Annotated in this window: 28 protein-coding genes and 1 riboswitch; of the genes, 17 read left to right on the top strand and 11 right to left on the bottom strand. The window is 69.5% G+C overall.

Going from position 1 to position 26,259, the window contains the following annotated elements; all coding sequences use genetic code 11:
* The first annotated feature begins 52 nt into the window (after window positions 1–52).
* From QQX02_RS09560 to QQX02_RS09570, 3 genes are all read left to right on the top strand, one after another.
* The gene (locus tag QQX02_RS09560) at window positions 53–1,240 is read left to right on the top strand and encodes a Fic family protein (protein ID WP_301142695.1); all 1,188 of its coding nucleotides are present in this window, start codon (window positions 53–55) and stop codon (window positions 1,238–1,240) included.
* Window positions 1,241–1,323: 83 nt separating this feature from the next.
* Window positions 1,324–2,175, top strand: a complete 852-nt coding sequence (locus QQX02_RS09565) for a PhzF family phenazine biosynthesis protein (protein ID WP_301142696.1) — start codon at window positions 1,324–1,326, stop codon at window positions 2,173–2,175.
* A 46-nt stretch (window positions 2,176–2,221) separates the two neighbouring features.
* On the top strand, window positions 2,222–3,181 hold the full coding sequence (locus QQX02_RS09570) for a diacylglycerol/lipid kinase family protein (RefSeq protein WP_301142697.1): 960 nt from the start codon (window positions 2,222–2,224) through the stop codon (window positions 3,179–3,181).
* A 23-nt stretch (window positions 3,182–3,204) separates the two neighbouring features.
* Here the strand turns inward: QQX02_RS09570 and QQX02_RS09575 are convergent, their stop codons facing one another.
* A complete protein-coding gene (locus tag QQX02_RS09575; protein WP_301142698.1) occupies window positions 3,205–3,762 on the bottom strand; it encodes a nucleotidyltransferase family protein in 558 nt (185 codons plus the stop codon).
* Window positions 3,763–3,784: 22 nt separating this feature from the next.
* Between QQX02_RS09575 and uraD the strand changes: the two genes are divergently transcribed.
* From uraD to QQX02_RS09615, 8 genes are all read left to right on the top strand, one after another.
* Entirely contained in the window at window positions 3,785–4,252 is a 468-nt protein-coding gene (gene uraD, locus QQX02_RS09580; RefSeq protein WP_301142699.1) for a 2-oxo-4-hydroxy-4-carboxy-5-ureidoimidazoline decarboxylase, read from the top strand.
* Complete coding sequence (gene uraH / locus QQX02_RS09585; protein WP_301142700.1) at window positions 4,249–4,581, top strand: hydroxyisourate hydrolase; 333 nt, start codon at window positions 4,249–4,251, stop codon at window positions 4,579–4,581. Before uraD ends, uraH begins: the two co-directional genes overlap by 4 nt.
* A gap of 75 nt (window positions 4,582–4,656) precedes the next feature.
* Window positions 4,657–5,133, top strand: a complete 477-nt coding sequence (locus tag QQX02_RS09590) for a DUF2975 domain-containing protein (RefSeq protein WP_301142701.1) — start codon at window positions 4,657–4,659, stop codon at window positions 5,131–5,133.
* The gene (locus QQX02_RS09595) at window positions 5,133–5,351 is read left to right on the top strand and encodes a helix-turn-helix domain-containing protein (RefSeq protein WP_301142702.1); all 219 of its coding nucleotides are present in this window, start codon (window positions 5,133–5,135) and stop codon (window positions 5,349–5,351) included. The genes QQX02_RS09590 and QQX02_RS09595 overlap by 1 nt, the downstream gene beginning before the upstream one ends.
* Before the next feature lie 51 nt (window positions 5,352–5,402).
* Window positions 5,403–6,239 (top strand): aldo/keto reductase, encoded by an 837-nt coding sequence (locus QQX02_RS09600; RefSeq protein ID WP_301142704.1) that lies wholly within the window; start codon window positions 5,403–5,405, stop codon window positions 6,237–6,239.
* 143 nt (window positions 6,240–6,382) lie between these two features.
* A complete protein-coding gene (locus QQX02_RS09605) occupies window positions 6,383–7,651 on the top strand; it encodes a GGDEF domain-containing protein (protein WP_301142708.1) in 1,269 nt (422 codons plus the stop codon).
* Between the two features lie 104 nt (window positions 7,652–7,755).
* A complete protein-coding gene (locus QQX02_RS09610; RefSeq protein WP_301142709.1) occupies window positions 7,756–9,003 on the top strand; it encodes a GGDEF domain-containing protein in 1,248 nt (415 codons plus the stop codon).
* Window positions 9,004–9,091: 88 nt separating this feature from the next.
* Window positions 9,092–10,339, top strand: a complete 1,248-nt coding sequence (locus tag QQX02_RS09615; RefSeq protein WP_301142710.1) for a GGDEF domain-containing protein — start codon at window positions 9,092–9,094, stop codon at window positions 10,337–10,339.
* 23 nt (window positions 10,340–10,362) lie between these two features.
* Here QQX02_RS09615 and QQX02_RS09620 read toward each other — a convergent pair whose 3' ends face one another.
* From QQX02_RS09620 to heR, 5 genes are all read right to left on the bottom strand, one after another.
* The gene (locus QQX02_RS09620; protein ID WP_301142711.1) at window positions 10,363–11,190 is read right to left on the bottom strand and encodes an ABC transporter ATP-binding protein; all 828 of its coding nucleotides are present in this window, start codon (window positions 11,188–11,190) and stop codon (window positions 10,363–10,365) included.
* On the bottom strand, window positions 11,187–12,215 hold the full coding sequence (locus QQX02_RS09625) for an ABC transporter substrate-binding protein (RefSeq protein ID WP_301142713.1): 1,029 nt from the start codon (window positions 12,213–12,215) through the stop codon (window positions 11,187–11,189). The genes QQX02_RS09620 and QQX02_RS09625 overlap by 4 nt, the downstream gene beginning before the upstream one ends.
* Window positions 12,216–12,267: 52 nt before the next feature.
* A complete protein-coding gene (locus tag QQX02_RS09630) occupies window positions 12,268–13,038 on the bottom strand; it encodes an ABC transporter permease (RefSeq protein ID WP_301142714.1) in 771 nt (256 codons plus the stop codon).
* Window positions 13,035–13,328, bottom strand: coding sequence for a thiamine-binding protein (locus QQX02_RS09635; RefSeq protein ID WP_301142716.1), 294 nt, complete (start codon window positions 13,326–13,328; stop codon window positions 13,035–13,037). Before QQX02_RS09635 ends, QQX02_RS09630 begins: the two co-directional genes overlap by 4 nt.
* Before the next feature lie 110 nt (window positions 13,329–13,438).
* Window positions 13,439–13,553, bottom strand: a riboswitch (TPP riboswitch).
* A 101-nt stretch (window positions 13,554–13,654) separates the two neighbouring features.
* Window positions 13,655–14,413 (bottom strand): heliorhodopsin HeR, encoded by a 759-nt coding sequence (heR, locus tag QQX02_RS09640; protein ID WP_301142717.1) that lies wholly within the window; start codon window positions 14,411–14,413, stop codon window positions 13,655–13,657.
* Window positions 14,414–14,592: 179 nt separating this feature from the next.
* On the opposite strand from heR, the gene QQX02_RS09645 reads away from it, so the two are divergent.
* The 4 genes from QQX02_RS09645 to QQX02_RS09660 are packed head-to-tail and all read left to right on the top strand — an operon-like array spanning window position 14,593 to window position 18,106.
* A complete protein-coding gene (locus tag QQX02_RS09645; RefSeq protein WP_301142719.1) occupies window positions 14,593–15,513 on the top strand; it encodes an ABC transporter ATP-binding protein in 921 nt (306 codons plus the stop codon).
* Window positions 15,506–16,444: an ABC transporter permease gene (locus tag QQX02_RS09650; protein WP_301142720.1), complete on the top strand. Its 939-nt coding sequence runs from the start codon at window positions 15,506–15,508 to the stop codon at window positions 16,442–16,444. The genes QQX02_RS09645 and QQX02_RS09650 overlap by 8 nt, the downstream gene beginning before the upstream one ends.
* Window positions 16,441–17,352: an ABC transporter ATP-binding protein gene (locus QQX02_RS09655; RefSeq protein ID WP_301142722.1), complete on the top strand. Its 912-nt coding sequence runs from the start codon at window positions 16,441–16,443 to the stop codon at window positions 17,350–17,352. Before QQX02_RS09650 ends, QQX02_RS09655 begins: the two co-directional genes overlap by 4 nt.
* Window positions 17,353–17,377: 25 nt before the next feature.
* Window positions 17,378–18,106 carry an ABC transporter permease gene (locus QQX02_RS09660; protein WP_301142724.1) on the top strand — a complete coding sequence of 243 codons (729 nt, stop codon included), beginning with the start codon at window positions 17,378–17,380 and terminating at the stop codon, window positions 18,104–18,106.
* Between the two features lie 118 nt (window positions 18,107–18,224).
* On the opposite strand, the gene pgi is transcribed toward QQX02_RS09660, so the two are convergent.
* The gene (gene pgi / locus QQX02_RS09665) at window positions 18,225–19,904 is read right to left on the bottom strand and encodes a glucose-6-phosphate isomerase (RefSeq protein ID WP_301142726.1); all 1,680 of its coding nucleotides are present in this window, start codon (window positions 19,902–19,904) and stop codon (window positions 18,225–18,227) included.
* Between the two features lie 147 nt (window positions 19,905–20,051).
* Entirely contained in the window at window positions 20,052–20,330 is a 279-nt protein-coding gene (locus QQX02_RS09670) for a hypothetical protein (protein ID WP_301142727.1), read from the bottom strand.
* Between the two features lie 164 nt (window positions 20,331–20,494).
* Between QQX02_RS09670 and QQX02_RS09675 the strand changes: the two genes are divergently transcribed.
* Window positions 20,495–21,031, top strand: a complete 537-nt coding sequence (locus QQX02_RS09675; protein ID WP_301142728.1) for a hypothetical protein — start codon at window positions 20,495–20,497, stop codon at window positions 21,029–21,031.
* 109 nt (window positions 21,032–21,140) lie between these two features.
* On the opposite strand, the gene QQX02_RS09680 is transcribed toward QQX02_RS09675, so the two are convergent.
* From QQX02_RS09680 to allB, 3 genes are all read right to left on the bottom strand, one after another.
* Window positions 21,141–22,571: an amidohydrolase family protein gene (locus tag QQX02_RS09680; protein ID WP_301142729.1), complete on the bottom strand. Its 1,431-nt coding sequence runs from the start codon at window positions 22,569–22,571 to the stop codon at window positions 21,141–21,143.
* Window positions 22,572–22,582: 11 nt separating this feature from the next.
* Window positions 22,583–23,494: a factor-independent urate hydroxylase gene (pucL, locus tag QQX02_RS09685; RefSeq protein ID WP_301142731.1), complete on the bottom strand. Its 912-nt coding sequence runs from the start codon at window positions 23,492–23,494 to the stop codon at window positions 22,583–22,585.
* Window positions 23,495–23,612: 118 nt separating this feature from the next.
* Complete coding sequence (allB, locus tag QQX02_RS09690) at window positions 23,613–24,989, bottom strand: allantoinase AllB (protein ID WP_301142732.1); 1,377 nt, start codon at window positions 24,987–24,989, stop codon at window positions 23,613–23,615.
* Between the two features lie 135 nt (window positions 24,990–25,124).
* Here allB and QQX02_RS09695 point away from each other — a divergent pair, with 135 nt between their 5' ends.
* Window positions 25,125–26,222 (top strand): DNA glycosylase AlkZ-like family protein, encoded by a 1,098-nt coding sequence (locus QQX02_RS09695; protein WP_301142733.1) that lies wholly within the window; start codon window positions 25,125–25,127, stop codon window positions 26,220–26,222.
* Window positions 26,223–26,259 lie beyond the last annotated feature (37 nt).

The raw sequence follows: 26,259 nt of genomic DNA on the forward strand, positions 1-26,259 counted from the left end.
CTCGCGAAAATTATGAGTTACCCTGAAACTCATAATAGTGGACGGAGGTTGTATGACGTCATTCGCGTGGCCTGCCCTTGAGTGGGAACAGCACACGTGGCGCTCGGCCGCGTCCTGGGGCGCACGGGCGGAGGAGAGCGCTGCGGCCCTGCGCTACGCCGCCGCGGTGCCGCCCTTCATTGCTCATCGCACACCGACGCTTGAGCCCGGTGTCGCAGGCAACGCGCGTGTGGCCGAGCAAGAGTTGAGCCGCCTCGACGCCGAACTCGGCTCGCGCATCGGCTCCTTCGCGCCTGTGTTGCTGAGATCGGAGGCTGCGTCGTCCTCACAGATCGAGAACCTGACCGCGTCGGCGCGAGCGATCTTCAGCGCGGAGCTGGGGATGAAGTCAGGGCGCAACGCAGAGCAGGTCACCGCCAATACGAGGAGCCTCCAGGCTGCGATCTCTCTGTCGGACGAACTCTCGTCAGAGGCAATCCTCGAGATGCACCGCGTGCTCATGGAGCACCAGCCTCGCCATCCCCCAGGCGTCTGGCGTGAAGAGGCCGTGTGGATCGGAACGAGCGCGGAGAGCCCCGCCGGCGCTGAGTTCGTCGCCCCACACCATTCGCGCGTGCCGGCCCTCGTTGACGACCTCGTCGAGTTCTGCATGCGCGATGACGTCCCCCCGCTGGTGGGCATCGCGATTGCTCACGCCCAGTTCGAGACGATCCACCCCTTCACGGACGGCAATGGGCGCACAGGCCGCGCACTCGCGCAGGCGATGCTCCGCCGCACCGGTGTGACCCGCAACCTGGCATTGCCCGTCTCGGCGGGACTCCTTGCCAACATCGAGGGATACCACCAGGCGTTGACCGCCTACCGCGAGGGCGACATCGCGCCGATCGTCCTGGCGTTCGCGGACGCCGTTGCTCGCGCGAACCGCAACACCCGCACGCTGGCAGCGGAACTCGATGATGTCCGCCGGTCGTGGGAGGCCCGGCTGCCGGCCCGCAGGCAGTCCAACGCGTGGCGACTCTTGGACGTCTTTCTCCGACGCCCAGTGTTGTCGGCAGCGCTCGCGGCCGAAGAGCTTGACGTCAGCCCACCGAACATCTACCCACCGCTGCGTGCGTTGACTGATGCCGGAATCGTGAAATCGAAGAACGAGCACCGGCTTGGGCCATTCTGGCGAGCCGACGAGGTGCTGGCGGCGGTCGATCGGTTCGCCGAGCGCGCCGGCCGGCGAGAGGCGCCCTGATCCAGAGTGACGTGTGGCCACGATGCGCCACAGGTGCCAGTCGCACCCCGGCAGGACTCACGAGTCAGCACTAGCGTCGTCGCATGAGCACACACGAGTTTCGCCAGGTCGACGTGTTCGGCACCGATCCCTACACCGGCAACCCCGTCGCGGTGGTGCTGGACGCCGAGGGCCTCAGTTCAGAGCAGATGGCCCGGATCTCGGCCTGGACCAACCTGTCAGAGTGCACGTTCGTGCTGCCTCCCACCACGCGGGACGCCGACTACCGCGTGCGCATCTTCTCCCTCACCAACGAGCTGCCGTTCGCCGGCCACCCCACGTTGGGCACGGCGCGCGCGTGGCTCGATGCGGGCGGGGTGCCGCGCGACGAGGGCGTGGTGATCCAGGAGTGCGGCGCGGGACTCGTGCCGGTGCGGGTCGACGGTGATCAGCTCGCCTTCGCCGCCCCATCCCGGATCCGGTCAGGCGCCGTCTCCCCAGACGACCTCGACGCCGCGTGCCGCGTGCTGCGGATCACCCCGGCGGAGGTGCTCGACGCTGCATGGGCGGACAACGGTCCCGGATGGATCGCGCTGCTGCTCAAGGACGTCGATGCGGTGATGGCAGTGGAGCCCGACGGCGCGCACCAGCCCGGTCTCTGCATGGTCGGCATCGCCGCTATCGACGAAGGGGACGGCCCTGACGGGTCCGCGGTCGAGGTGCGCACCTTCTTCAACGACACCGACGGCCCGCTGCGCGAAGACCCGATCACCGGCAGCTTCAACGCCTCGCTCGCCCAGTGGCTCACGGAGTCCGGCCGCATCGCCGCACCCTACGTCGCGAGGCAGGGGACCATGCTGGACCGCGCGGGCCGTGTGAGCGTCGACGAGGCGGGTGGCGACCTGTGGATCGGCGGCCGCACCCACGTCGCCATCACGGGGACCATCGACGCCTGACCACACCCGCGCATCGGCCGAGTGCGGCGACGCCTATCCTGAGCGTGTGAATACTCCTCAGCACGTCGCGATCGTGGTCAATCCCTCCAAGACCAGCAGGGACGACATCGAGAAGGAGCTCGACTCCGTCGAGTTCGACGGCCCCGGCCCGCGGATCTCGTGGCTCGAGACCACCGTGGAGGATCCCGGGCATGGGATGGCGCAGGAGGCGCTCGACATGGGTGCCGACCTCGTGATCGCGGCCGGTGGCGACGGCACGGTGCGTGCCGTAGCTGAGTGCCTTGCGGACGCCGATACCTCGGCGCACCTGGGCGTGGTCCCCCTGGGAACGGGCAATCTGCTGGCCCGCAACCTCGACATTCCCCTGGGCAACATCGGCAAGGCGCTGGAGGCCGCGCTCACCGGCGACGTGCTCACCATCGACCTGGCGTGGGCGGAGGCCGATCTGGACGGCACGCCTCAGCGCAACGCATTCACGGTGATGGCAGGCGTGGGCGTCGATGCTCACATGATCACCGAGACCGACGAGGACCTGAAGGACAAGGTCGGGTGGCTCGCCTACGTGGAGTCCCTGGGCCGCGCTGTGTCCGCGAGCGACGTGATTTCGATGGCGCTCACCGTCGACGGGGAGAAGACGGGCAACGAAGAGGCGCACACGCTCATCGTCGGAAACTGCGGCATCCTGACGGGCGGCGTGACGCTGCTCCCCGACGCGGACCCGGTCGACGGCGAGCTCGACCTGCTGGTGCTGAGCGCCGATGGCGTCGCCGGGTGGCTCGACACCATGCGCAGCATGATGTGGGACAACGGTCTCAAGCGCCTGGTCGGCGCCACCGACAAGGCGGAAAGCAGTGACTCTGTGATGCACCGCCGCGTCACTGCCGTGACGGTCGAGCTGGGCGAGTCGCGGGTGCTCGAGCTGGATGGCGACGACGTGGGCGAATGCTCGCGCGTGGAGTTCAGCATCCAGCCAGCGGCGATCCGGGTGCGCACGCCGCGGTCCTGAGCACGGCGAGCCCGAACGCAGCGTCAGTCGTCGCGGTCGGCCCCACCGCCCAGGTCTGAGCAGTCCACCTCGACCGTGAGGTGGCGCACCAGGTAGTCCCTCGCGCCCATGTCGCCCACGATGGTGGCGGCGATGTCGCCCCAATGGTCGCGGCCCATCAGGACCGGATGTCCGGGTTCGCCGTCGTAGTGTGCCCGGGCAAGCGTGCCGCGGGGGTCGTCCACCGCTGCATCGAGCACCCGGCGTCCGGCGGCGGCTGTCTGCTCGGGCAGGTCGACCAACGTGAGCAGCACCGCATCGGTGCTGGACGTGGCTGCCGCCGCGAGCCCCACGCGCAGTGACGCCGCCTGGCCGTCCTGCCAATCGGTGGCGACCACAGGGAGGGCTCCGCGCGGGACCAAGGCGAGTGCCGCATCGGCCTCCGCTCCCAGCACGATGATCACCTCGCGGCACCCGGCGTCGTGAAGCGCGGCGCACGCGATCTCGAGCCACGGCGTGCCGTCCTCGGTCCGGCGCAGCGCCTTGGGCCCGCCCGCGCGGCTTCCCGCTCCCGCGGCGAGTACGACTCCCGTGACATCCATGCCCCCACCCTACGATGGGGGCATGCGGCTGGAACGGGATCGACTGTTGGAGTGCCTGCGCGTGGAGCGCTGGGCCGATGCGCTCGCCGGCAAGAATTTTCAGACGGCCGATGCGCTGGTGGCGGCAGGCATCGACGCGGCCACTCCGCTCTCCGAGGCCGAGGTGGACGAGGCGCTCGCGGCGCACCCGCGCATCGGCGACAGGGCCGAGGGCGAGGGAGCAGAGGCCGCGTTCTCGCGTGCCGAGCAGTCCGCGAGCCAGGACCCCGACGAGCAGCTCGAGGCGCGCCTGCGCGAGGGCAACGCCGCGTATGAGGCGCGGTTCGGCCGGGTGTTCCTCATCCGGGCCGCCGGTCGGGATCGCCGGGAGATCCTCGAAGAGCTGGATCGCCGGCTGATGAACGACCCCGGCGTCGAGACCGACGAGGTCGCCGAGCAGCTGCGGCAGATCGCCGCGCTGCGCTTGAAGCAGGTAGGGGAGGACGCATGAGTCACGTCACCACACACGTGCTGGACGCGGTCCGCGGCACACCCGCAGCGGGAGTCTCCGTGACCCTGTCCGAGCGTAGAGGAGAGGGCTGGGAGCCGCTTGCCTCCGCGGTCACCGACGACGACGGGCGGGTGAGCGCGTTCGGGCCCGAACGCCTCGACGACGGCGTCTATCAGGTGCGCTTCGACACCGGGATGTACTTCTCGCACCTCAACGTCGAGACCTTCTACCCCGAGGTGGTCATCACGTTCGAGGTGGACGGCGGCGACCGCTATCACGTGCCTCTGCTGCTCAGCCCTTTCGCCTACTCGACGTACCGCGGCTCCTGACACTCCCCGGCAGTCATCGCGGGGCGTGCCGCTGCACTACTTGACAATCGATAGAAATCTATCGATTATCAATACATGAACGCTCTTGTGCGCGGCACCCTCCGCCTGCTCCTCGTCCTGCTGTTCCTCGGAGCTGTCGGGGGCCAGGCGCTCGTGCCGCTCGCGGCTTCCGACATGGGCGCGGAATACCCCGAGGTCGACCACCTCGTCCTGCCCTACACGATCGCCGGCATCGCGGCCATCGCCTGCTTCCAGGTCGTGATCGTGGTGGTGTGGAGGCTGCTCACGATGGTCGCGACGGGCGAGGTGTTCACCGCCAACGCGCTCCGTTGGGTCGAGGTCATCGCGTGGAGCGGAGCGATCGCCGCGCTGATCTGCGTGGGCGTCGCCTCGCACATGATGGTCGCGGAGAACATCGGGGGGCCGCCGGCTCTCTTCCTGTGGATCGGCTCGTGGGTGGGAGGCACGGCCTTCGTGCTGCTGATGGTTGTCATGCGCGGGCTCCTCGCGGTGGCGATCGCGGACCGCAGCGAGCTGGCCGAGGTGATCTGATGCCGATCGTCGTCGACATCGACGTCATGCTGGCGAGGCGCAAGATGTCCGTGGGGGATTTCGCCACCGCAGTCGGGATCACGCCAGCGAACGTCGCGGTGCTCAAGAATGGCCGGGCGAAGGCGATCCGATTCACGACCCTCGAGCGCATCTGCGAGGTGCTGGAGTGTCAGCCGGGCGACCTGCTGCGCTGGGAGGAGGCCGATGCGCGCGACTGAGCCCGCGCACCGGCCGGGAATCATGGACCGCCGTGCGGGGTTGGCCCCCACATGATTCCTTCAACGACACTCAATGACGGAACGACCATCCCCCAGCTGGGGTTCGGGACCTTTTTGGTGCCGCCCGAGGAGACCGCGGCCACCGTGGGCACGGCGCTCGAGGTGGGCTACCGGCACATCGACACGGCGCAGCTCTATGGGAACGAAGCCGAGGTGGGCCAGGCGATTGCCGAGTCCGGTCTCGCGCGCGACGAGGTCTACCTCACGAGCAAGGTCGGCAACGGCGAGCACAAGCCCGATGACGTCTACCGCTCCTTCGACGAGACGCTCGAGAAGCTGCGCGTCGACAAGCTCGACCTGTTCCTCATCCATTGGCCGCTGCCCACGCGTTACGACGGCGACTTCGTGTCGACGTGGAAGGCGATGGTGGACCTGGTCCAGCAGGGGCGCCTCGCCTCGGCCGGCGTGTCCAACTTCCAGCCCGCCCACCTCGAGCGGATCATCGGCGAGACAGGCGTCGCACCCGCGGTGAACCAGATCGAGGCGCACCCGTACTTCCGCAACGACGACGCCCGCAAGGCCTCACACGAGCACGCGATCGCCGTCGAGGCGTGGGGCCCGCTCGGCCAGGGCGCAGTGCTGAAGGACGAGACGGTGGGCGGCATCGCGGCGGCCATCGACCGCGCGCCGTCGCAGGTGATCCTGCGCTGGCATATCCAGCGCGGCGACATCATCTTCCCCAAGTCGATGCGCCGCGAGCGCATGGTGGAGAACTTCCAGATCTTCGACTTCGCGCTGACGGACGAGCAGATGGCGCAGATCGATGCGCTCGACCGCGGCCCCGAGGGTCGCGTGGGCCCGGACCCGGACACGTTCGACAGGATCTAGCATCCGACGGGCCAGTGCGCTCGTGACGTGACGCGCCCAGGGGACCCGGCTGGCTGGCCGGGTCCCCTTCGTGTGTGCGCACCCCGCGTGGTGTGGGTCACCGCGCTCTCCCCACAGGATGTGCGCAAGCGTAGGTTGAGAGCGTGCTCGATGACCAGACCATGCGCATCGTTCTCGGCGGCGTGACGCTGACGGTCCTCATCCTGTTCTATGTGGGCGTCTACCGGCCCACGCGATCCAGTTTCTCCGGATGGTGGACGCTTGCGCTGCTGTGCGCGGCCATCGCGCGTGCGCTCCTGCTGCTCAACGGCAGCGGCCTGCAGGTGGTCACGAACCCGGCATCGATCCTGCTCGCGGTGATCGGTGTCACCTGCGTGTGGTTCGCGACGCGGTCGCTGCGCCGTGAACGACTGCCGCGGTGGCTGCTCGGCGTGGCCCCCGTCGCCATCCTGGTGCCGAAGCTCGTCGAGGGTGCTGCTGGTGGGGTCCTGGCGGGGAATGGTCCGCTGTTCCTTTACATGTCCGTGATGTTCGGGGCGGGGACCGTGGAGACGTGGCTGGCGTGGAGAGCGCGGCGCGCTCTAGCCGAGCCCGCTCGCAATGGGGAGGCAGTGGTCGCTCTTCTGGTGACCGCCATTGCAGGAACCGTGTTCGCCACGTTCTACGTGCTCCGCGCGATCACCCACGTGGTGGAACGTCCGAGCAGCGGTGGCTTCGAGCTGACGGGGTTCACCGGCACGGACAGCATCGTCCTGCTGGTCTGTCTCGTGGGGGTCACGTTCAGCGTGTCGGCCGTGAGCTGGGACCAGCAGACGCAGGAACTTCGTCGCCGCGCGATGCATGACGATCTCACCGGCCTCCTGGACCGTATGGAGTTCCGTCTGCAGGCCGAGCGTGCATTCGAGGACGCGCGGTCGAGCGGCCGGGGGGCAATGGTGGTGGTGGCCGATCTCGACCAGTTCAAGGCGGTCAACGACGTTCACGGCCATGCGGCGGGGGATGGCGCACTCGTAGCGTTCGCCACCGCACTGAAGGACTCCGTCCGCGCCGGAGAAGTGGCAGGACGGCAGGGTGGCGACGAGTTCGGCATGGTGCTCCTCGACGAGGACGACGCCGGTGCGTTGGCGCGTCTGAGGGCCATCGGCGACGCGTATGCCGCACATGCGAACAGCGTCGACTTCCCGCTCCCCACGGTGAGCTTTGGGTTTGCCTCAATCGACGACGGCGATTCGCTCTGGGAGGTGTACGAGCGGGCGGACCTGGCGATGTACGTGGCCAAGGCAGACGGCCGCGACCGAGCGGTGAGGTACTCCGCCGACGTCGCCCTGCGGGAGAGGCGCGAGCCGAGTGCGCCGGTGACTTCGGACAGCGCGACTCCGGACAGCGCGCCTCCGGCAGCGGCGGTGCCGTGATGGCGGCCGATGCGTGCGTCGTCCGACATGCGTAGGTGACCCTGGTGCGTGGCGTGAGTCACCGGGTGCTCGTGTCGCGCCGCGCGTCAGCGTAGGTTAGGCGCGTGCTCGACGATCAGACCATGCGCTTCGCGCTCGGTGCCGTGTCATTGACGGTGCTCGTGCTGTTCTACCTGGGCGTCTACCGGCCCACGCGGTCCGGCTTCTCCGCCTGGTGGAGCGTCTCGCTGCTGCTCGCCGGGTTGGCGATCCTGCTCCTCCTGTTCAACGACAGTCCCGTGCGGGCGGTGACCTATCCGATGTCGACCGCGCTCGCCGCGGCGGGGTCGACCTGCGTGTGGTTCGCGATGCGCTCGTTGCGGAGCCGGCGACTGCCGCGGTGGCTGCTCGCCGTCGGGCCGCTGGCGATCCTGGTCCCGGCGTCGATGGCGACACCTGATGAGAGCGGCATGGCGACCACGGGGCCTGTGTCCTTGTACATGGCGACGATGTTTATTGCGGGAGCGGCCGAGGCGTGGAAGGCGTGGCAGACGCGGCGCGTGAGCGCTGACGGCGAGCCGAACGCTGAGGCCCTGGTCGCGCTCCTCGTGATCGCCATCGCGGCCACCGCACTCGGCTCGTTCTACTCGCTCCGGTTCGTCATGCTGATGGTGGCGGGCCCGGACAGTGGGGCCTTCGAGCGCACGGCCGGCTCGGCCCCCGAGGACGTCACGCTGCTGGTCTGCATGGTGGCGGTGACGTTCAGCGTCTCGGCCGTGGGCTGGGATCAGCAGACCCGAACGCTGCGACGCCTGGCGATGAAGGACGACCTGACGGGGCTGTGGGGGAGGTCGGAGTTCCGTGCACAGGCCAAGCGCGCCATGGCCGGAGCGCAGGCCAGGGGAGAGGGCGCCCTCCTGGTGGTCGCGGACCTCGATCACTTCAAGGACATCAACGACACGCACGGCCACGCCGCGGGGGACAGCGCGCTGATGGTCTTCGCCGCGGTGGTGACGAGCCACCTCCGGCCAGAGGAGTGCGCGGGACGCCTGGGCGGCGAGGAGTTCGGCTTGGTCCTTCTCGACGTCGATGACGCCGATGCGCTGGTGCGTCTCCGCGCTCTCAGCGACGATTTCGCGTCACGGTCGACTCGGTTCGACTTCCCGCTTCCCACAGTCAGCTACGGCGTGGCCGGGCCCCGCGACGGCGACTCCGTGGACCAGGTCTTCGAGCAGGCCGACCAGGCGATGTACGTGGCCAAGGCGCAGGGCCGCGACCGGGCGGTGCGGTACACCGAGGAGATCGGCCGGCGGCCCAGCAACCTGCTGCGCCGGAGGCAGAGCGACCGCGAGGACGTGGCCGAGCCCCTCTAGTCCGATGCCGTGCGCTCGCGTGCGGCGCCCGGGTGAGGTACGTCACGCGCTCTGCGTGGCGTGCCCTACGTCAGCGTAGGTTGGCCCCATGTTGGACGACGAGACCATGCGCATCGCCCTGGGTGCGGTGTCGCTGGTGGTTCTCCTGTTGTTCTACCTGGGCGTGTATCGGCCCACCCGGTCCAGTTTCTCCGGCTGGTGGACGCTGTCGCTGTTGAGCGCGGGCACCTCGAGCACGTTGCTGCTGTTCAACCGCGGCGAACTGGAGCTCGTCGTCAATTCCGGATCGATGGCGTTGGCTGCGGTCGGCGCCACGTGTGTGTGGTTCGCGACGCGGGCTCTGCGGCGTGAGCGGCTGCCGCGATGGATATTGGGCGTCGCGCCCGTCGCGATTCTGGTGTCAGCGGTCGGGTATGAGCCTGTCGGAGACACGTGGGTCGATCATGGCGCGCTCAGCCTCTACATGGCGGTGATGTTCGTCGCGACCGCTGTGGAGATGTGGATGGCGTGGAAGGCGCGGCGCGCCATGGCTCAGCACGCACTGAATCGTGAGGCACTCGTGGCGCTCCTGGTGATCGCCATCGCGGGGAGCGCCCTCGCAGCGTTCTACGTTCTGCGCACGGTGATGAACGTCGTCTTCGGACCGGCGAGCGATGCGTTTCAGATGGTCGTGGGTTCCAGTGCGGAAGACGCGCTCTTGCTGGTCTTCTTGGTGGCCGTCACGTTCAGTGTCTCGGCGATCGGGTGGGATGAGCAGGCACACGACCTGCGGAGCCGGGCCATGCACGACGACCTCACCGGACTGCTGGGCCGGACGGAGTTCCGTGCTCAGGCCAAGGGCGCGCTGTCCGGAACGGAGTCCAGCGGGGAACGCGCGCTGCTGGTGGTGGCGGACCTGGACCACTTCAAGGACATCAACGACACCCATGGTCACGCCGCGGGGGATCGCGCGCTCATGGCCTTCGCTGCGGTGCTGACGGACCACCTCCGGCCAGGGGAGCGCGCGGGAAGGCTCGGCGGCGAGGAGTTCGGCTTGGTCCTCCTCGACGTGGATGACGCCGAGGCGCTGGTGCGGCTGCGCGCCATCAGCGACGACTTCGCGGCGCGAACGAGCACGTTCGACTTCCCGCTTCCCACGGTCAGCTACGGCTTCGCCGGGCCCCACGACGGTGTTCCGGGCGATCAGGTCTTCGAAGAGGCGGACCTGGCGATGTACGAGGCCAAGGCGCAGGGCCGCGACCGGGCCGTGCGGTACACCGAGCAGATCGGCCGGCGGCCCAGCAACCTGTTCCGCCGCAGACACGGCGACCAGGAGGACGCAGTCGAGCCCCTCTAGATCGACGCCGCACGCTCGCGTGCTCAGCAGTCGAGGGCGGCGAGCAGCGTGTCGCGGTCGTAGCGGTCGCCGGATCGCGCTCGAGACTCGTGCACCACCCGCCCCGGCCGGTCCGAGAGCACCACGATGCGGTCCGCGAGCATCATCGCCTCGTCGATGTCGTGCGTGACCAGCACCACCCCGGAGCCCGCGGCGGCCGGCTCCTCAGCGTCGAGAGCCGTGGCATCGGCGGCACGCTCGGTCAGACGGACCGACGCGAGCCAGGCGTTCATGCGCCGTCGGGTGACCGGGTCGAGCCCCCCGAACGGCTCGTCGAGCAGCAGCACGGGGCGCTCAGCGAGGCAGGTGCGGAGCAGCGCAAGACGCTGCCTCATCCCCCCTGACAGTTCGTGCGGCCAGGCCCGCTCGAACCCGCCGAGGCCGAACTCATCGAAGAGCCGCCGCGCCCGCGGGAGGGCCCGCTCCCGAGGGACCCCGGCCGCGATGGCACCCACCATCGCGTTCGGCAACGCCCGGCGCCACGGCAGCAGCCCATCTCGTTGAGGCATCCATGCCGTCGCCCGACGGCCACTCGCGTCCCGCGGCACGGCGATCTCGCCCGTGACTCGTGCACGTGGATCCAGCAGCCCCCCGAGCGCGCGCAGCAGCGTGGACTTGCCGCATCCGGAGGGCCCAAGGACGGCGACGAACTCGCCGTCCCCCATCGCGAGGTCCAGCCCATCCAGCACCTCGAGACCGCGCTCGCCGCGGCGCGACGGAGGGAAGGTGATGCTCAGGTCACGCACCGCCAGGACGGGCGCGGAGACCGACCCGGCCCGCGCATCGGCCGGGGTGACGGTGACGTCGGTCATGGCTGCGAGGGCAGGAACGCGTTCGTCCACGCTCCGTCGACGTCGGGGTCGCCGTCGAGCATGTCGCCGTCCGTGAGCCACTGCGAGAACTCCGTCCAGGTCGATTCCTGCTGCACGCCCCAAGCGTCCGGAGACGCGGCGTACTCGTAGGCGAGCCACTGGGCGCTCGCGGTGACCAGCTCCTGGTCGAGCTCGGGAGCGACGTCCATGAGCGCATCGGCCGCGGCCTGGGGGTCCTCCATGGCTGTCGCGTACCCGCGCGCGGTGGTCTCGACGAACGCGCGGACCACCTCGGGCGAGCCGTCGATGGTCTCTCCGGTGGTGGCGAGCAGCGGCGTGTACCAGTCGGGGATGCAGTCGAACCAGTCTCGGAAGGCGATGGTCGAGACGTCCAGGCCGTCGACCTCCCCAAGTCGCACCGTGTCCCAGGCGTCGAAGACCCACGCGGCATCGAACTCGTCCTGCGTGAGGCCGATGCGGAAGTCATTGCTCACCAGCGGCGCGTGTTCCACCAGCGCTGGGTCGCCGCCGTCGCATGCGACCAGGCTCGAGATGATCGTCTCCTCCAGGTCTGACCCGTATGAGCCGTAGCGCTTGCCCTCGAGGTCGCGCGGTCGGGTGATGCCGTCCTCTGCGAGCGAGAGCAGCGACGAGGTGTTGTGCTCGATGACGGTGGCGACGGACACCACGTCGGCCCCGGCGGCGCGGGCGGGGAGCAGCCCTTCCGCGACGGAGAACGCGAAGTCTGCCTGCCCGGCCGCGATCAGCTGCAGGCCCGACGTCTCACCGGGCTCGATCACTGTGACGTCCAGCCCGGCGTCCTCGTACCAGCCGTTCTCCAGCGCGAGGTAGAGGCCGGAGTGGTTGGTGTTGGGCGTCCAGTCGAGCACCACCGTGACGGGGGTCGACTCGGCGGGGGAGTCGGTGGGAGCGATCGCTGCCGGGGCGCTGGAGCAGGCGGCGAGGGTGATGGCTGTGCCTGCGGCAAGGGCGGCGAGCGATGCGGTGCGGAACAGGGGGTTCATGCGGATTCTCCTAGGTGTCGAGTGTCGAGTGTCGAGTGGTGGGCGAGGGCGGTCAGTGGCGCGCCACGGGGGCCCGCCACGGGGTGGCGACGCGCCTCAGCAGCGTGATCGCGGCGACCATGACTGCGGAAAGCAGCGCGATGAGCAGGATTCCGACGAAGATCTGATCGACGGCGTACGCCTTGCGGGAGCGCTGGATGAAGACGCCGATGCCGGACTCGCCCGCGAGGTATTCCGATACCACCGCGGCGCCTACGGCGTAGGTGGCCGCGATGCGCAGGCCCGCAAGCGCACCCGGGATGGACGCGGGCAGTCGCACCAGCCACAGCTGGTGGGCACGACCGCCACCGAGGCCGGCCACCGTGTCCGAGTACTCGGCGTCCACCTCGCGTATTGCCGCGGTGGCGGCGACCAGGACGGGGAAGAACACGGTGAGTGCGACCAGCACCACCTTGGAGGTGAGGCCGAAGCCCGCCCACAGGATCATCAGCGGCGCCAGCACGACCGTCGGGATGGTCTGGCTGAGCAGTACCACCGGCCGGGCGACGTGGCCGACGGAGGCCACGGCCGAGGTCAGCACGGCCAGCAGCCAGCCCAGTGCGGTGCCCAGGGCGAGCCCCAGCACCGCCTCGGTGGCGGTCGTCGCGATGTGCCGTCCGAGGGTGGGTGCCTGGTCGACGGCCGCGCTGACCACCTGGGAGGGGCTGGGCAGCACGAACTCGGGCAGCTCGCCCAGCCGCACCGATGCCTCCCAGGTGACCAGCAGCAGCACGACCGTGGCGGTGCCGATGAGGGCGGCGTGGCCTCGGCTGCCGCGCGTCATCGGCGGTGCTTGCTCACCAGATCCTGGACGCTCGGCCCGCGGTCACCGGCCGCGCCAGAGACCTTGATGACGGACAGGCAGCCTTCCGCTCCGGCAGCGATGGTGGACTCATGGACCTGGCGCAGCAGGGCCCAGACCTGGTCGGGCGTGCCCTCGAACGTGGTGCCCATGCCGCCCACCTCGTAGGACAGGCCGGAGGCCTCGATGGTGGCGATGGCCGCGTCGACGTGGGCGTAGCGGTCGTCGGGCGTGCCGACAGGGCGGGGAAGGACTTGGATCTCGGCGATCACGGGTGACTCCTTGGCGTCGGACCTGGGGTCCGCACGGCGCACAGTCAGCCGTCGACGGCTCGTGAGGGCGAGTGCGCTCCAGGGCCACGGCAGGCCCCACGATGCTCACGCCCGTGCCGTCGACACGTCCTTACGCTGGCATTACCCAGGTCAAGTTCTCGGGTCGACGGCGCGCTGGTGGCCGTCCTCTCAGCTCGGTTGCCCCGAGCTCCCCGCGTTTGCCCTTGCATCGTAGCCACATCGCGGCGAGGAGGTCCAGGCGCAGCGGAGACCGGGGGCTCTGGGGCGGACGGCCGATGCGCGGGTCGCTCCGGCGCCGCGCCCGGCTAGCTGGCGAGCGCGCCGGAGAAGACCTGCCACGCCAGAGCGGTCTTGGCCACCAGGCTGAGGACGATGTAGGCGCGCTCGCCGCGCAGGTAGTTCGCCCATTTCCCCTTCGCGCGGTACTGCAGCCACTGCACCACCGCGAACGTGTTGAAGAACACGAACAGCGAGATGATGATCCCCCACACGAATCCGGGCACAGTCTCGTCGCTGGTGTTGCCGGGGCCGATGAGGTTGATCGCGATGATGAGCCACGGCACGATTCCCACCATGCTGCCGAAGATGAAGGGCAGCAGGTCGCCGTCGCCGGGAGTCGCATAGCGCTCCTGCAGCCAGCCGAACAGGATCATGCTGGCGTTGACGGTGAAGAGGCCGGCGAGCGCGGTGAACTCGGAGATGCCGTTGAGCTGCAGGATGAGCACGATCATGATCGATGACGACAGCGAGTACTCGACCCAGCGGAAGGTGTTCCGGTTCTCGCGAAGTCCCGCCGTGTAGCGCGGGAAGAACATCGGTGAGATCACGAGGAAGTGGAACACCGCAGAGAGCAGCAGGAACCCCGCCACCGCGTACCCGATGTTGATGTCGAGCAGAGTCACCGGTTCGCCGAACGCATCGGACCCGGGTGGGCCGTTGAGGTACGTCGCACGGACGGGCAGGGTGGCGTCGTTGGCGAGCGCCACGATGGCGACGAACGAGGCGAGGTGAAGCAGGCCGGCGATCAGGTTGAACGGGCGGAGCTTGGCGAGCGCGGTGTCCATGATGTCCCTCTTCATTGAGCGGTGAACCGACCTGTTGTCCGCTCATAACCTCGCTGATAGCCGCCGCATTCCCGCCTCGCGTCACGGGTCGTCTGGGGGTTCTCCCCGAGACGAAGTCAGGGGAACGGTCATCCACGTGGGGGACGGGCGCGGCGGGGGCATCGCGGTAGGTTCGGACCATGCCCGCCATCGCCACGCAAGGCCTGACGAGGTCCTTCGGCCCCGTGACCGCGCTGTCACAGCTCACCGTCGAGATGCCCACCGGGGTGGTAGGACTCGTGGGCGCCAACGGAGCCGGCAAGTCGACCTTCATCAAGATCCTTCTTGGTCTGCTTCCCCCCACGTCGGGGACTGCGACCGTCCTGGGATTGGACTGCCTCTCGGACGGTCTCAAGATCCGTGAGGTCGTGGGCTACATGCCGGAGAGCGAGTGCCTGCCGCCCGACGTCTCGGCCACCGAGTTCATCGTGCACATGGCGCGCATGTCCGGGCTGCCGACGGACGTGGCGCGGGAGCGCACCGCGGACACGCTGCGGCACGTGGGGCTGTACGAAGAGCGCTACCGTCCCATCGGCGGCTACTCCACGGGCATGCGCCAACGCGTCAAGCTCGCTCAGGCGCTCGTGCATGACCCCCAGCTGGTGCTGCTCGACGAACCCACCAATGGGCTCGACCCCGCGGGCCGCGACGACATGCTCGAGCTCATCCGGCGCATCAGCGCGGACTTCGGCATCTCCGTGGTCGTGACGTCGCATCTGCTGGGCGAGCTCGAGCGCATCGCCGATCACATCGTGTCCATCGAGGCGGGCGTGCTCCAGCACTCCACCTCCACGGCCGCGGCCACGGAGTTCAGCGGAATGATGCTGGTCGAGGTGACCGACCGCGGGCCGGAGGTGGTCGAGCGGCTCCACGCGCTCGGGGCCAAGGTGACCACCGGCGCTCAGGCCCACAGTTTCGTGGTGGCGATCAAGGACGAGCAGGTGCTCGACGACGTGCGTAGCGTGGTGGTGGACCTCGGGGTCGGCCTCATCCGCATGCAGCGCGGCCGTCACCACCTCACCGAGATGTTCTCGACGCCGCAGGAGGCGCTCCATGGCTGACCACACGCCGCCGCTCGGCGCCGCCCCCGGTGGCGCGGAGCCCGCCGCCCCGCAGTCTCAGGGCGTCATCCACGACATCGGCTTCCGGCACTACGACGGACCCCGCCTCGGCCGCGGCTGGATCGTCAGGTCGCTGCTCGTCGAGACCTTCCGGGGAGTGTTCGGCTTCGGCCGCCCGGCCAAGGCCAAGATCATGCCGTGGATCCTCGTGGGCATCCTGATGGCTCCGCCGCTGATCTTCGCGCTCATCGCGGTGCTGCTGGGGCTCGATGAGCTGCCGACGTCCTATACCGAGTACCTGCCGACCATGGGGTTCGTGGTGTCGCTGTTCGTCGCCAGCCGCGCTCCCTACTGCGTCTCCCGCGATCTTCGCCACGGCGTGATGCCGCTGTACCTGTCAAGGCCGATCCATCGCGACGACTACGTGCTCGCCAAGTTCGCGGGCATGGCGCTCGCACTGTTCTCTGTGCTGGCCGCCGCGCAGACCCTGTTGTTCGTCGGCGCTCTGCTGGCCAAGCTGCCGGTGGGCGCCCAGATCGTCGGCTACGCGCAGGGCCTCGTCGCGTCGGCCCTGGTCGCGCTGGTGCTCAGCGCCATCGGCCTCGTCCTCGCGGCGCTCACGCCTCGACGCGGGATGGGGGTGGCCGTGATCATCACGGCGCTCGTGGTGCTGGGCGGCGTCGGGACCGTTGTATCCACACTGCTGACCGAGAACGGGAGCGCGACCCTCGGCGGGTACCTCGCGGCGATCGACCCGTTCCTGCTGGTCGACGGCATCGCGGTGTCATGGTTCGGTGTGGACTCGGCGATCGGCCTCGACGCCGATCCCGGTCCTCTGGGCGGGCTGGTCTTCATGGTGTGGGCCGCCGCAATCGTCGCGGGCGGCATCGCTCTGCTGATGCGTCGCTACAGGAAGGTGGGCATCGCATGAGCACGCTTCAGCTGACGGGCGTCTCGCGCTGGTACGGCGACGTGGTGGCCGTCAACGACGTCACCATGACCGTCGGCCCCGGCGTGACCGGACTGCTCGGCCCCAACGGCGCCGGGAAGTCGACACTGATCTCGATGATGGGCGGGTTCCTTCCGCCCTCGGCGGGGACGGTCACGCTCGACGGCGCACCGGTGTGGCGAGACACCGACGCCTACCGGTCCATCGGGTTGGTCCCGGAGACCGAGGCCATGTACGACATGATCTCGGGGTGGGAGTTCGTGCTCGCCAACGCGCGACTCCACGGGCTCGCTGACCCCGTCGCGGCCGCGCGTGCAGCTGTCGAGCAGGTGGACATGATGGACGCGAAGGACCGCGACATCTCCGGCTACTCGAAGGGCATGAAGCAGCGCATCAAGATGGCGACCGCGCTCGTTCACGACCCTGCCGTGCTGCTGCTCGACGAGCCCTTCAACGGCATGGACCCGCGCCAGCGCCTGCACCTCATGGAACTGCTCCAGTCGCTCGCGGCACAGGGCCGCACCGTGCTGTTCAGCAGCCACATTCTCGAGGAAGTCGAGGAGATCGCCGGCACCATCGAGGTGATGGTCGCCGGCAGGCACGCGGCATCGGGGGACTTCCGGCGCATCCGCAAACTCATGACGCAGCGCCCGCACCAGTACACGATCCGCTCGAGCGACGACCGTGCGCTCGCGGCCGCCATCATCGCGGACGGTTCGGCGGACAGCGTCGACGTCTCGTCCGGATCGCTCGCCGTCCAGGCTGCGGACTTCGGGCGGTTCGTCGCGGCGCTGCCCCGCCTTGCGCAGGACGGCCAGGTGCGACTGCTGGAGGTCACACCCGCCGACGAATCTCTCGAGAGCGTGTTCGCGTACTTGGTGGCGCGATGACCGCGCACGGAATGGGGCCCACACGATGAACGTCACCGTCATGCGACTCACCGCACGGGGACTGCTCGGACGGCGCCGGGCGCTGCTCCTGGTGATCCTGCCAGCGCTGCTGCTCGTGCTCGCTGCGCTCACCCGGTGGGCGTCCGACGGCTCGCCCAGCGCGTCCAGCATGCTGGCCAACGGCTTCGCCATGGGCACCTTGCTGCCGCTCATGTGCCTGCTGGTCGCCACCGGAGTCATCGGCGCCGAGATCGACGACGGCTCGATCGTCTACATGCTCGCCAAGCCACTCAAGCGCCGGGTGATCCTGTTTTCGAAGCTCGCCGTGGGCCTCGCCGCCGTCCTGCTGTTCGCGGTGCTCCCCATCATGGCGGCGGTGGCGATCGCCGGAGATGAGGGCGGTCAGCTCACGCTCGCCTTTGGCGTCTCCGCGGCGTTCGCCGCAGTCGCGTACACCGCCATCTTCGTGACGCTCGGCATCGTCACCCGCAACGCCGTGGTGTTCGGCCTGCTCTACGCCCTCCTATGGGAGACCGTGCTCGGCGGATACGTTCCCGGGATCCGCGCGGTGAGCGTGCGCCAATGGGCGCTGTCCGTAGGCGAGCAGATGCTCGGATCCCAGGCCGCCGAGTGGTCGTTCACATCCGAGGTGGGCATCGCGACCGGGCTGATCCTGCTCGCACTCACCACGGCGGGAGCCGTGTACCTGGGCGCGCGCAAGCTGAGCACGCTCACCCTGAACTCGGTCGACTGACCGGGCCGCACCCAACCCGCCGACCGCATCGGCCGCACGCCGTACGAGGAGCGACAGGCCCGTTGACGCTCGAAGGGGCCCAGCCGGTTGGCTGGGCCCCTTCGAGCGTTGGTGTGCGCTAGTTGCGGTGCGCCTGGTAGTACTCGATCAGCGACTGGGTCGAGGCGTCCTGGGCGGCGAATGCCCACTGGTCGCCCTCGACGGCGGGCGCGATCTGCACGGCGAGCTGCTTGCCGAGCTCCACGCCCCACTGGTCGAAGCTGTTGACGCCCCAGATCACGCCCTGCGTGAAGGTGATGTGCTCGTACAGCGCGATGAGCTGGCCGAGCACGGCGGGGGTGAGCGACGGCGCGAAGATCGACGTGGTGGGCTTGTTGCCCGCGAACGTCCGTGCGGCCACCAGAGCGCCCGTGGTGCCCTCCTCCTCGACCTCCTCTGCGGTCTTGCCGAACGCCAGCGCCTTGGTCTGCGCGAGGAAGTTGGCGAGGAACAGGGCGTGGACGTCCTGGTCGCCGTCCTTGAGTTCGTACGCCGGGTTCACGACCGCGATGAAGTCCGCGGGGATGAGCGTCGTGCCCTGGTGAATGAGCTGGTAGAAGGCGTGCTGGCCGTTGGTGCCGGGCTCGCCCCAGAAGATCTCGCCGGTCTCGGTAGTCACAGGAGAGCCATCCCACCGCACCGACTTGCCGTTCGACTCCATGGTCAGCTGCTGCAGATAGGCAGGGAAGCGGTGGAGCTGCTGCGCATAGGGCAGCACGGCGTGCGACTGCGCGCCCAGGAAGTTCACGTACCAGATGTTCAGCAGCCCCATGAGGACGGGGACGTTCTGCTCGAGCGGAGTCTCGGCGACGTGCCTGTCCACCGTGTGGAAGCCGTCGAGCAGCTCCCCGAACACGTCCGGTCCGAGCGCGATCGCGAGCGACAGACCGATGGCCGAGTCGACGCTGTAGCGGCCGCCCACCCAGTCCCAGAAGCCGAAGGCGTTCGTGGGGTCGATGCCGAATGCCTCCACCTTGTCGAGCGCGGTGGAGACGGCGACGAAGTGGTGCGCGACCGCATCGGCCCGCTTGTCATCGTCGGAGACGTCGACGCCCGCCTCGGCCAGCTGCTCCCAGAGCCAGGCGCGCGCCAGGCGCGCGTTGGTGAGCGTCTCGAGCGTGGTGAACGTCTTGGAGGCGACGATGAACAGCGTGGTCTCGGGGTCGAGGCCCTTGACCTTCTGGCCCATGTCGGTGGGGTCGATGTTGGAGACGAACCGCGCCGAGATGCCGGCGTTGGCGTAGGGCTCGAGCGCCTCGTAGACCATGACGGGCCCCAGGTCCGAGCCGCCGATGCCGATGTTGACGATCGTCTCGACGCGCTTGCCGGTGACGCCGGTCCACTCGCCCGAGCGCACTCGGTCCGCGAACTCGTTGACGCGACCCAGCACCTCCTGGACGTCCTCGTCGATGTTCTGGCCGTCGACGACCAACTCGGGTGTCGCATCGGCCGGGCGGCGAAGCGCGGTGTGCAGCACGGCGCGGTCCTCGGTGGTGTTGATGTGCTCACCCGCGAGCATGGCCTGGTAGCGGGTGAGGACTCCGGTCTCGTCTGCTAGCTTGACCAGCGACGCGATGACCTCGTCGGTGACGAGGTTCTTGGACAGGTCGACGTGGAGATCGCCCAGGGGGAGGCTCATGCGGCCTACGCGGCCCGCGTCGGCGGCGAACCAGCCGCGCAGGTCGGGCGCGAAGTCGCGCTGGTGGGCCTCGAGCTCGGCCCAGGCGGAAGTGGCGGTGGCATCAATGGGTGAGTTCACGCCTCCCAGGCTAGTGCCGTTCGGAGGCTGCGTCACCGGGACGGTGTGCCCAGCCGATCCGCTCGGTCCTTCGCCCCACGAGTGCATGAGTGCAAGAACTCGCCCCGGACTGTGGGCTCATGCACTCACAGCGCGCACGGGCACTCGCTACGCGCTGCCGAACTGAGCGTCGATGCGTTCCGGCCAGTCCGCATCGGCGAGATTCGCGCGGTCGAGCAGGTCGCGCCAGTCGTCGCGCGCGTGCTCAATGGCGTCGTCGAACAGGCTGAGGTTGCCGCGCGCTGCGATCAGGACGCCGGCGTGGAGTCGCTCGGGGTCGACACCGGTGCCCACCGGAAGGCGCTCGAGGCGGCTCTGCACTCCGGGTGCCGATGCGCGGAACGCCTCGACCAGGTGCTCGCGAATGCGATCGGTGATGACGGCCATGAGCGCGATTGTTCCACGTGGGCGAGGCGACTCTCAGCGTCCACCAGGTGACGCGGACCCGTCGGAACCGACACTAAGCGCCCACGGGGACGCTAAGGCGGAGACGTGGACGGCACGCGGGTCGCCTCGTGGTCTCGCAGCACGATCGAGATACCGTGACAGGGATGACCTCTGACTCGCGCACCTGGACGCGGATCTCACTCACCCACCTCGGCGCATGGATCGGCGGCTTCGCGGCCGCCTTCGCGGTCTACATCGTGGCGGTGTGGGTAGGCGGCGGTACCGTCACATTCCTTGAGATCGCCTGGACGCTGCTGTGGTTCGGCCCGCTGATGGTCGTCGCGGCGGTGGTCCTCTGCGCCATTGAGCTGCTGCTCCTGGGCGCAATGCGGAAGGCGGTCGGCCTGCCGTTGGTCGCGAAGGCCGCGATTCCCGCGGTGGCTGTCTACTGCGCCGGCACGGCGATGCTCATCGGCATCGTGACGGCGCTGAACCCGACGCCCGAGGCGCCGCCGGTGGAGGAGGAGGGGCCCGTGGAACTGGCGATGTATGCCGACCTCCGCGAGCACACGGAGCGCTTCCACACCCGTGACCTCAGCGGTGCGTATGTCGCCAGTGCGGCGCTCGCGACTGTTCCGGCGGCGGCGGTCTTCGTGAGCCACTTCGTGTTCTTCAGGCGGATCCGTAGCGAGCGACACTGAGTGCCCACGAGGAGACGCGGGCCCGTTGCCGGCGTCAACCAGTGCCGGACAGCACGTCGAGACGTCGCGTAGACGTCAATGAGTGCCGGACAGGGGGTAGGGAGGAGGGTCAGTCGGGGTCGAGGCCTGGCGTCACGACCTCCTGGCCCTGCACGTAGACCCCGGCGATCGCGGGCTGGCGCAGGCCCATGAGCAGCGTGAACAGCTCCTCGAGCGTCGCCTCCGCCTCGTCGTCGGAGCGGATGCCCATGGTGAGCATGCCGTCCAGCGGCTCCCAGCGGGACTTCTCGATGAGCAGGAAGTCCGCCTCCTTGCCCACGTCGAGGTTGCCGAACGCGTGCTCCATGTCGAGCGCACGGGCACCGGCAAGGGTCGCGGCGAAGAGCAGCTCGGCCGGGTGCAGCGCGGTGCCGGCGTCGCCCTCCTCGGAGATGTGGACCTTGTAGCAGTCGCCCGCCACACGGGAGATCAGCCACTCGTCGCCCGCGCCGATGTCCGTGCCGAGCGCCACGTTGACTCCGGCGTCCATGGTCGCCTGCCACGGCATCGTTCCCGAGCCCAGGAACAGCTGTGAGGTGGGGCAGTGGGCGATCGATGTGCCGGTCTCCGCCATGCGGGCGAGCTCGCGCGGCTGCGAGTGCACCGCATGCGCCAGCGATGAGCGCCGGCCAAGCAGCGTGCGCCCGCCCTCGCGCGATCCGCTCAGGAACCTGCCGTCGTACGTGTCCAGGTACGTCTCGACTCCGTAGGTCGCCAGCACCGCGGCGATCTCGCCGTCGCCCTTGCGGTTGTTCTCGTTCAGGTGGCTGTGGAAGTACACGCCGCGCATGCGCGCCTCGTCGTAGAGCTCGCCGAGCGCGCCGAGAGTCTGCGCTGTGACCGACAGGGAGAAGCGCGGCACGATCGCGACCTGCACGCGCGCGGTGCGCGGGTCGCCCGTGTCGACGGCGTGCCAGTGGTTGATCTCCTTCGCCACCAGGTCGATCGCCGTCTTCTCGTCGGTGATGAGTGCCGATGCGGCGTCGGGGCCCACGGTCTGGATGCCGCGGCCGGACACGACGCGCAGTCCCGAGGCGAGCGTCTCGCGGTACAGCGCGTCCTGCGCCACGGGGAAGGCGCTGCCGAACACCATCGCGGCGGTCGTTCCCGCAGCGATGCGGCGGCGCGTGAAGTATCGGGCCGCGCGCCCGGCGAACTCGGGGTCCGCGTACTGCGTCTCGGTGGGGAAGATGCAGTGGTCGAGCCACTCGAGCAGCTGGCCGCCGCCGTGGGCTGCGGTCGCATACGACTGCGGGTAGTGGACGTGCGAGTCCACGAACCCGGGGATCAGGTAGTCGGCCCGCGTGACGGGTGCACCTGCGTGTTCGGCGGGCAGGTCCGCCCACGGTCCGACCCACGCGATCTCGCCGTGGTCTCCGCTCACCACCAGCGCGCCGTCGGGGATCGACACCAGCGCCTGGGTCACGTCCTGTTGCGCAGGAGAGCCGGCGATGTGGAAGAGGTGCGCGCGGAAGATGCGCGTGCCGGGGATGTGAGTCATGCCGTCACCGCTCAGACGAGCCCGGTGTACGGGGTCCATGCGGGACCTGCGTCGGGCGCATCGTCCCGGATCGCGCTGGCCTGGATGAGGCCGTACGGGCGGTCGTCGGCGTGGAAGACCTCGCCGTGGTTCTCGATGCCGAACCGTCCCAGGTCGTACTCGAAGTGGTGCTTGTTGGGCGCGGACAGGCGCACCTCGACCACCGCGGGCACCGACTCGAGCACCGCAGTGCCCATCGCGTACAGGGTCTGCTGAAGCGCGAGCGAGTGCTGAGTGGCGAAGGTCGACGTCAGCGCGTGCTTGATCGCGGCGTAGGTCGCGTTCCAGTCCACCTCGGTGCCGTCGAATCGCCACTTGGCGTTCAGGGCGGTCGCCATCACGCGGTCGTGAGTGGGCTCGAGCACCGTGAACTCGTCCTCGAGGAAGCCGTGGAACTCGCTGCCGGTGGACTTGAGGATCACCAGGTCCTTGAGTCCTCCCGTCACCCAGGTGCGGCGCGCATCGGCCGTCCCGGACACGGTGACCGACGCGGTCCTGACCTCCTGGCCCGAGCGCACCCACGTGTGGTCATGGCCCGCGCCCGTGCCGTCGGCGTCCACGCGCGTCCAGTCGTAGCGCTCGACCTCGACGCGTGCCTCGCGCACGGGCTCCACATCGTCGACGAAGTGCGTGGCCAAGGCGAGGGCATAGGCCTCGATCGACTCGAGTCCGATGGTCTTGGCGTAGGCGTAGGCCGTCTGCTTCTGGGTATCCGTTGGCAGCACGGCGCCCTGGTCGCCGGTCAGGTGCGCTGCGTCGAAGTCGCCGCGCAGGCAGGTCGAGACGTTGACGTCCGCGATCGTGTGGCGAGCGGTGTCGCGCACGATGCGCACGATGCGGTTCTCCGCCTTGCCGTACTGATGGTCGCCCAGAATGATCGCCATGGTCACGCCTTTCACGAGTGCGGGCGTGGTGGCACGCCTGCCGATCCCCTCACGTTAGCCATTCCGAGTTTCGGTGGCGTTTCGCGGGCGATCCGCTGTTCGCCCTGGGGCGTCGGGACTAGGGCTGGTCGACGGCCGCCGCGCCCTGGACGGCGAGCGCTGGCCGCGCGATCAAGCGGCCCGCCAGTGGCGCGTCGGGCACGGCCGGGTGCACCTGCGCGCCGCCCACCCACGTGCGCGTCACCTGTCCCGTGAGAGTGCGACCGTCGAACGCCGACACCTTGTTGCGGTGCTGCAGGTCCGCGGCGTCGACGGTCCACGCGCGGCCCGGCGCGAACGCCACGACGTCCCCGCGGGCGCCCTCACGGATCGTGCCCTTGTCCTCGAGCCCCACGAAAGCCGCCGGCTTGGACGTCAGCCACGACAGCGCCGTCTCGAGCGGGATGCCGCGCGTCGCGGCGCCGCTGGTCACCGCCGCGAGCATCACCTGCAGTCCCGAGATGCCTCCCCACGCGCGGCCGAAGTCGCCGTCCGCCCCCACCTTGAGCTCGGCGGTCGCCGGGGAGTGGTCGGAGGCGACGAAGTCGATGGTGCCGTCCACCAGCGCGCCCCACAGCGCTTCGCGGTTGTCCTCGTCGCGCACCGGCGGGCAGCACTTGAACTCGGTCGCGCCGTCCGGGATGTGGTCGGCGTCGAACGTCAGGTAATGCGGGCAGGTCTCGACCGTCAGCTGGAGGCCTTCGGCCTTGGCGCCGCGGATCTGATTGAGCGCAGCGGCGGAGCTGAGGTGCAGGATGTGCGCACGGCCGCCGGTCGCACGGAGCGCCGAGATGATGGTCGCGATCGCGCTAGTCTCGGACGCGTCGGGCCGCGAGGCGACGAAGTCTTCGTAATAGCGGCTGCCGGCGTACCTCTCCAGGCGTGCCGGGTCCTCCGCGTGGACGATCACCATGCCGCCGAACCGGGCGGTCTCGGCGAGTGCCGCGCGCAGCTGCGCTGCGGAGAGGTGCGGGAACTCGTCGACCCCGGACGGCGACAGGAACGCCTTGAAGCCGAACACACCGGCGTCGTGCAGAGGCTCGAGCGCTCCCAGCGAGGCGGGGATCGCGCCGCCCCAGAACCCGACGTCCACGGCGGCGTTCTCCGCAGCTGCCGCGCGCTTGGCGTCCAAGGCGGCGACCGTGGTGGTGGGCGGGATCGAGTTGAGGGGCATGTCGATGATGGTCGTCACGCCGCCGGCCGCCGCGGCGCGGGTCGCCGTCGCGAATCCCTCCCAATGGGTGCGTCCCGGCTCGTTGACGTGCACGTGGGTGTCGACCACGCCGGGGATCAGCACCTCGTCCGTCGCGAGAGACACGGTCTGGGTCGCGCTCCACTCCGCGTGACGAGGACCGATGCGCGCGACGATGCCGTCCTTCACTCCCACGGCGGCGCGCTTCCAGGTGCCGTCGATCAGGACGCGGTCGCCGCGCACCACGAGGTCGAAGTCCGTCATGGCGTGAGGGTACGGCCTGGATGTTGCGCGCGCGTGTCCAAGCGGTGACGCACTGACGTTGCGCTGGCGCGATCCGCGTCGCATGGCCGACACTGTGGTCAGCGAGCACGGACTCGCGGGGACGGAGCCTCGGCGGTGACGATCACTCGAGAGCAGGCGTTGTCGTGGCGGCTCGGGCGGCACTTCCTGACGACGCCCGCGGAGTCCGCCGTGGCAGTCGTGGACCGGCTCGGTGCCGTGCCGGCGATCTCGGGTGACCCGGACCTCGCGATTCGGGCGCGGCTCGGCTCCTCGGAACCGGGGGTGGCGGCGTTGGCGCGGCGCGAGGGGGAGCTGATGCTGACCTACGCCTACCGGGGTGCGACGCACCTCATGACTCCGCGCACGGCCGGGGTGGCGATGGCCCTCCGCGCCTCGAGCCGTATGTGGGAGCGCGCGTCGTGGGTGAGCTACTACGGCCTCGAGCCCGCCGACTGGCCGGACCTGCGCGCCGCCGTTCGGGAGGCGCTCGCGGCGGGTCCTCTGTCACGCGACGAGATCGCGACCGAGGTGACCAGGATCGCGCGGTTCTCTCACCTGCGGCCGGCCTTCATGAAGCCGGATGACGCGTTCCTGAAGCCCTTCGCGTGGCAGGGGGACATGTGCTTCGGCCCGGGCCGCGACGGCGTGGTGACCTATCAGCGGCCCGATGCGCTGGCGGGCTGGGAGGGACTCCCCCCTCTCGAGGTCGCCGGCCCTGCGGCCGTCATGGCGTACCTGGGCGCGTACGGACCCGCGCACGTGAGCCGCCTCCACTACTGGCTGGGCGAGGGTCTCGGCGCCGCCAAACGGAGCATCGCCGCGTGGGTGGCGGGGCTCGACGCCGAGCTTGTGACGGTGGAGGTCGATGGCGAGCCGATGCTGTGCGCGGGCGAGCATGTGGGGGAGCTCCGGTCCCACCATGGCGACACGTCGGTGGTGCTGCTGCCTGGCTACGACCAGTGGGTCCTCGGACCCGGCACGGCCGACCCGGTGGTGGTGCCGCCAGAGCGCCGTCAGGCCGTCACCCGGGGGGCGAGCGTGGTGCTGCACTCCGGAAGGGTCGCTGGCACGTGGCGGGCAGAGCGCGACAGCCTCGCCGTCGTCTGGTTCCCGGAGGCGGGCGACATCCCCCGTGCCGAGCTGGGGGCGGCCACGCGCAGGCTCGGGTCGCTCCTCGGGCGTGACTTCGCGGTCGACCTCGACGCGTCCTGACGCGGACTCGCCTCCGAGCCGCAACGCGCGCGAAACG

Origin of the sequence: Demequina muriae (genome assembly GCF_030418295.1) — a bacterium.
Taxonomy (GTDB): Bacteria; Actinomycetota; Actinomycetes; order Actinomycetales; family Demequinaceae; genus Demequina; species Demequina muriae.

What these genes read in the sequence shown, in the direction of transcription:
- QQX02_RS09660 (WP_301142724.1), top strand. Translation starts at nt 17,378, where the DNA reads ATGAACGTCACCGTCATGCGACTCACCGCACGGGGACTGCTCGGACGG.
- QQX02_RS09600 (WP_301142704.1), top strand. Translation starts at nt 5,403, where the DNA reads ATGATTCCTTCAACGACACTCAATGACGGAACGACCATCCCCCAGCTG.
- uraD (WP_301142699.1), top strand. Translation starts at nt 3,785, where the DNA reads ATGCGGCTGGAACGGGATCGACTGTTGGAGTGCCTGCGCGTGGAGCGC.
- QQX02_RS09620 (WP_301142711.1), bottom strand. Translation starts at nt 11,190, where the DNA reads ATGACCGACGTCACCGTCACCCCGGCCGATGCGCGGGCCGGGTCGGTC.
- QQX02_RS09680 (WP_301142729.1), bottom strand. Translation starts at nt 22,571, where the DNA reads ATGACTCACATCCCCGGCACGCGCATCTTCCGCGCGCACCTCTTCCAC.
- QQX02_RS09625 (WP_301142713.1), bottom strand. Translation starts at nt 12,215, where the DNA reads ATGAACCCCCTGTTCCGCACCGCATCGCTCGCCGCCCTTGCCGCAGGC.
- uraH (WP_301142700.1), top strand. Translation starts at nt 4,249, where the DNA reads ATGAGTCACGTCACCACACACGTGCTGGACGCGGTCCGCGGCACACCC.
- QQX02_RS09590 (WP_301142701.1), top strand. Translation starts at nt 4,657, where the DNA reads ATGAACGCTCTTGTGCGCGGCACCCTCCGCCTGCTCCTCGTCCTGCTG.
- QQX02_RS09560 (WP_301142695.1), top strand. Translation starts at nt 53, where the DNA reads ATGACGTCATTCGCGTGGCCTGCCCTTGAGTGGGAACAGCACACGTGG.
- pucL (WP_301142731.1), bottom strand. Translation starts at nt 23,494, where the DNA reads ATGGCGATCATTCTGGGCGACCATCAGTACGGCAAGGCGGAGAACCGC.
- QQX02_RS09615 (WP_301142710.1), top strand. Translation starts at nt 9,092, where the DNA reads ATGTTGGACGACGAGACCATGCGCATCGCCCTGGGTGCGGTGTCGCTG.
- QQX02_RS09675 (WP_301142728.1), top strand. Translation starts at nt 20,495, where the DNA reads ATGACCTCTGACTCGCGCACCTGGACGCGGATCTCACTCACCCACCTC.
- QQX02_RS09655 (WP_301142722.1), top strand. Translation starts at nt 16,441, where the DNA reads ATGAGCACGCTTCAGCTGACGGGCGTCTCGCGCTGGTACGGCGACGTG.
- QQX02_RS09645 (WP_301142719.1), top strand. Translation starts at nt 14,593, where the DNA reads ATGCCCGCCATCGCCACGCAAGGCCTGACGAGGTCCTTCGGCCCCGTG.
- allB (WP_301142732.1), bottom strand. Translation starts at nt 24,989, where the DNA reads ATGACGGACTTCGACCTCGTGGTGCGCGGCGACCGCGTCCTGATCGAC.
- QQX02_RS09575 (WP_301142698.1), bottom strand. Translation starts at nt 3,762, where the DNA reads ATGGATGTCACGGGAGTCGTACTCGCCGCGGGAGCGGGAAGCCGCGCG.
- QQX02_RS09630 (WP_301142714.1), bottom strand. Translation starts at nt 13,038, where the DNA reads ATGACGCGCGGCAGCCGAGGCCACGCCGCCCTCATCGGCACCGCCACG.
- QQX02_RS09670 (WP_301142727.1), bottom strand. Translation starts at nt 20,330, where the DNA reads ATGGCCGTCATCACCGATCGCATTCGCGAGCACCTGGTCGAGGCGTTC.
- QQX02_RS09565 (WP_301142696.1), top strand. Translation starts at nt 1,324, where the DNA reads ATGAGCACACACGAGTTTCGCCAGGTCGACGTGTTCGGCACCGATCCC.
- QQX02_RS09595 (WP_301142702.1), top strand. Translation starts at nt 5,133, where the DNA reads ATGCCGATCGTCGTCGACATCGACGTCATGCTGGCGAGGCGCAAGATG.
- QQX02_RS09650 (WP_301142720.1), top strand. Translation starts at nt 15,506, where the DNA reads ATGGCTGACCACACGCCGCCGCTCGGCGCCGCCCCCGGTGGCGCGGAG.
- heR (WP_301142717.1), bottom strand. Translation starts at nt 14,413, where the DNA reads ATGGACACCGCGCTCGCCAAGCTCCGCCCGTTCAACCTGATCGCCGGC.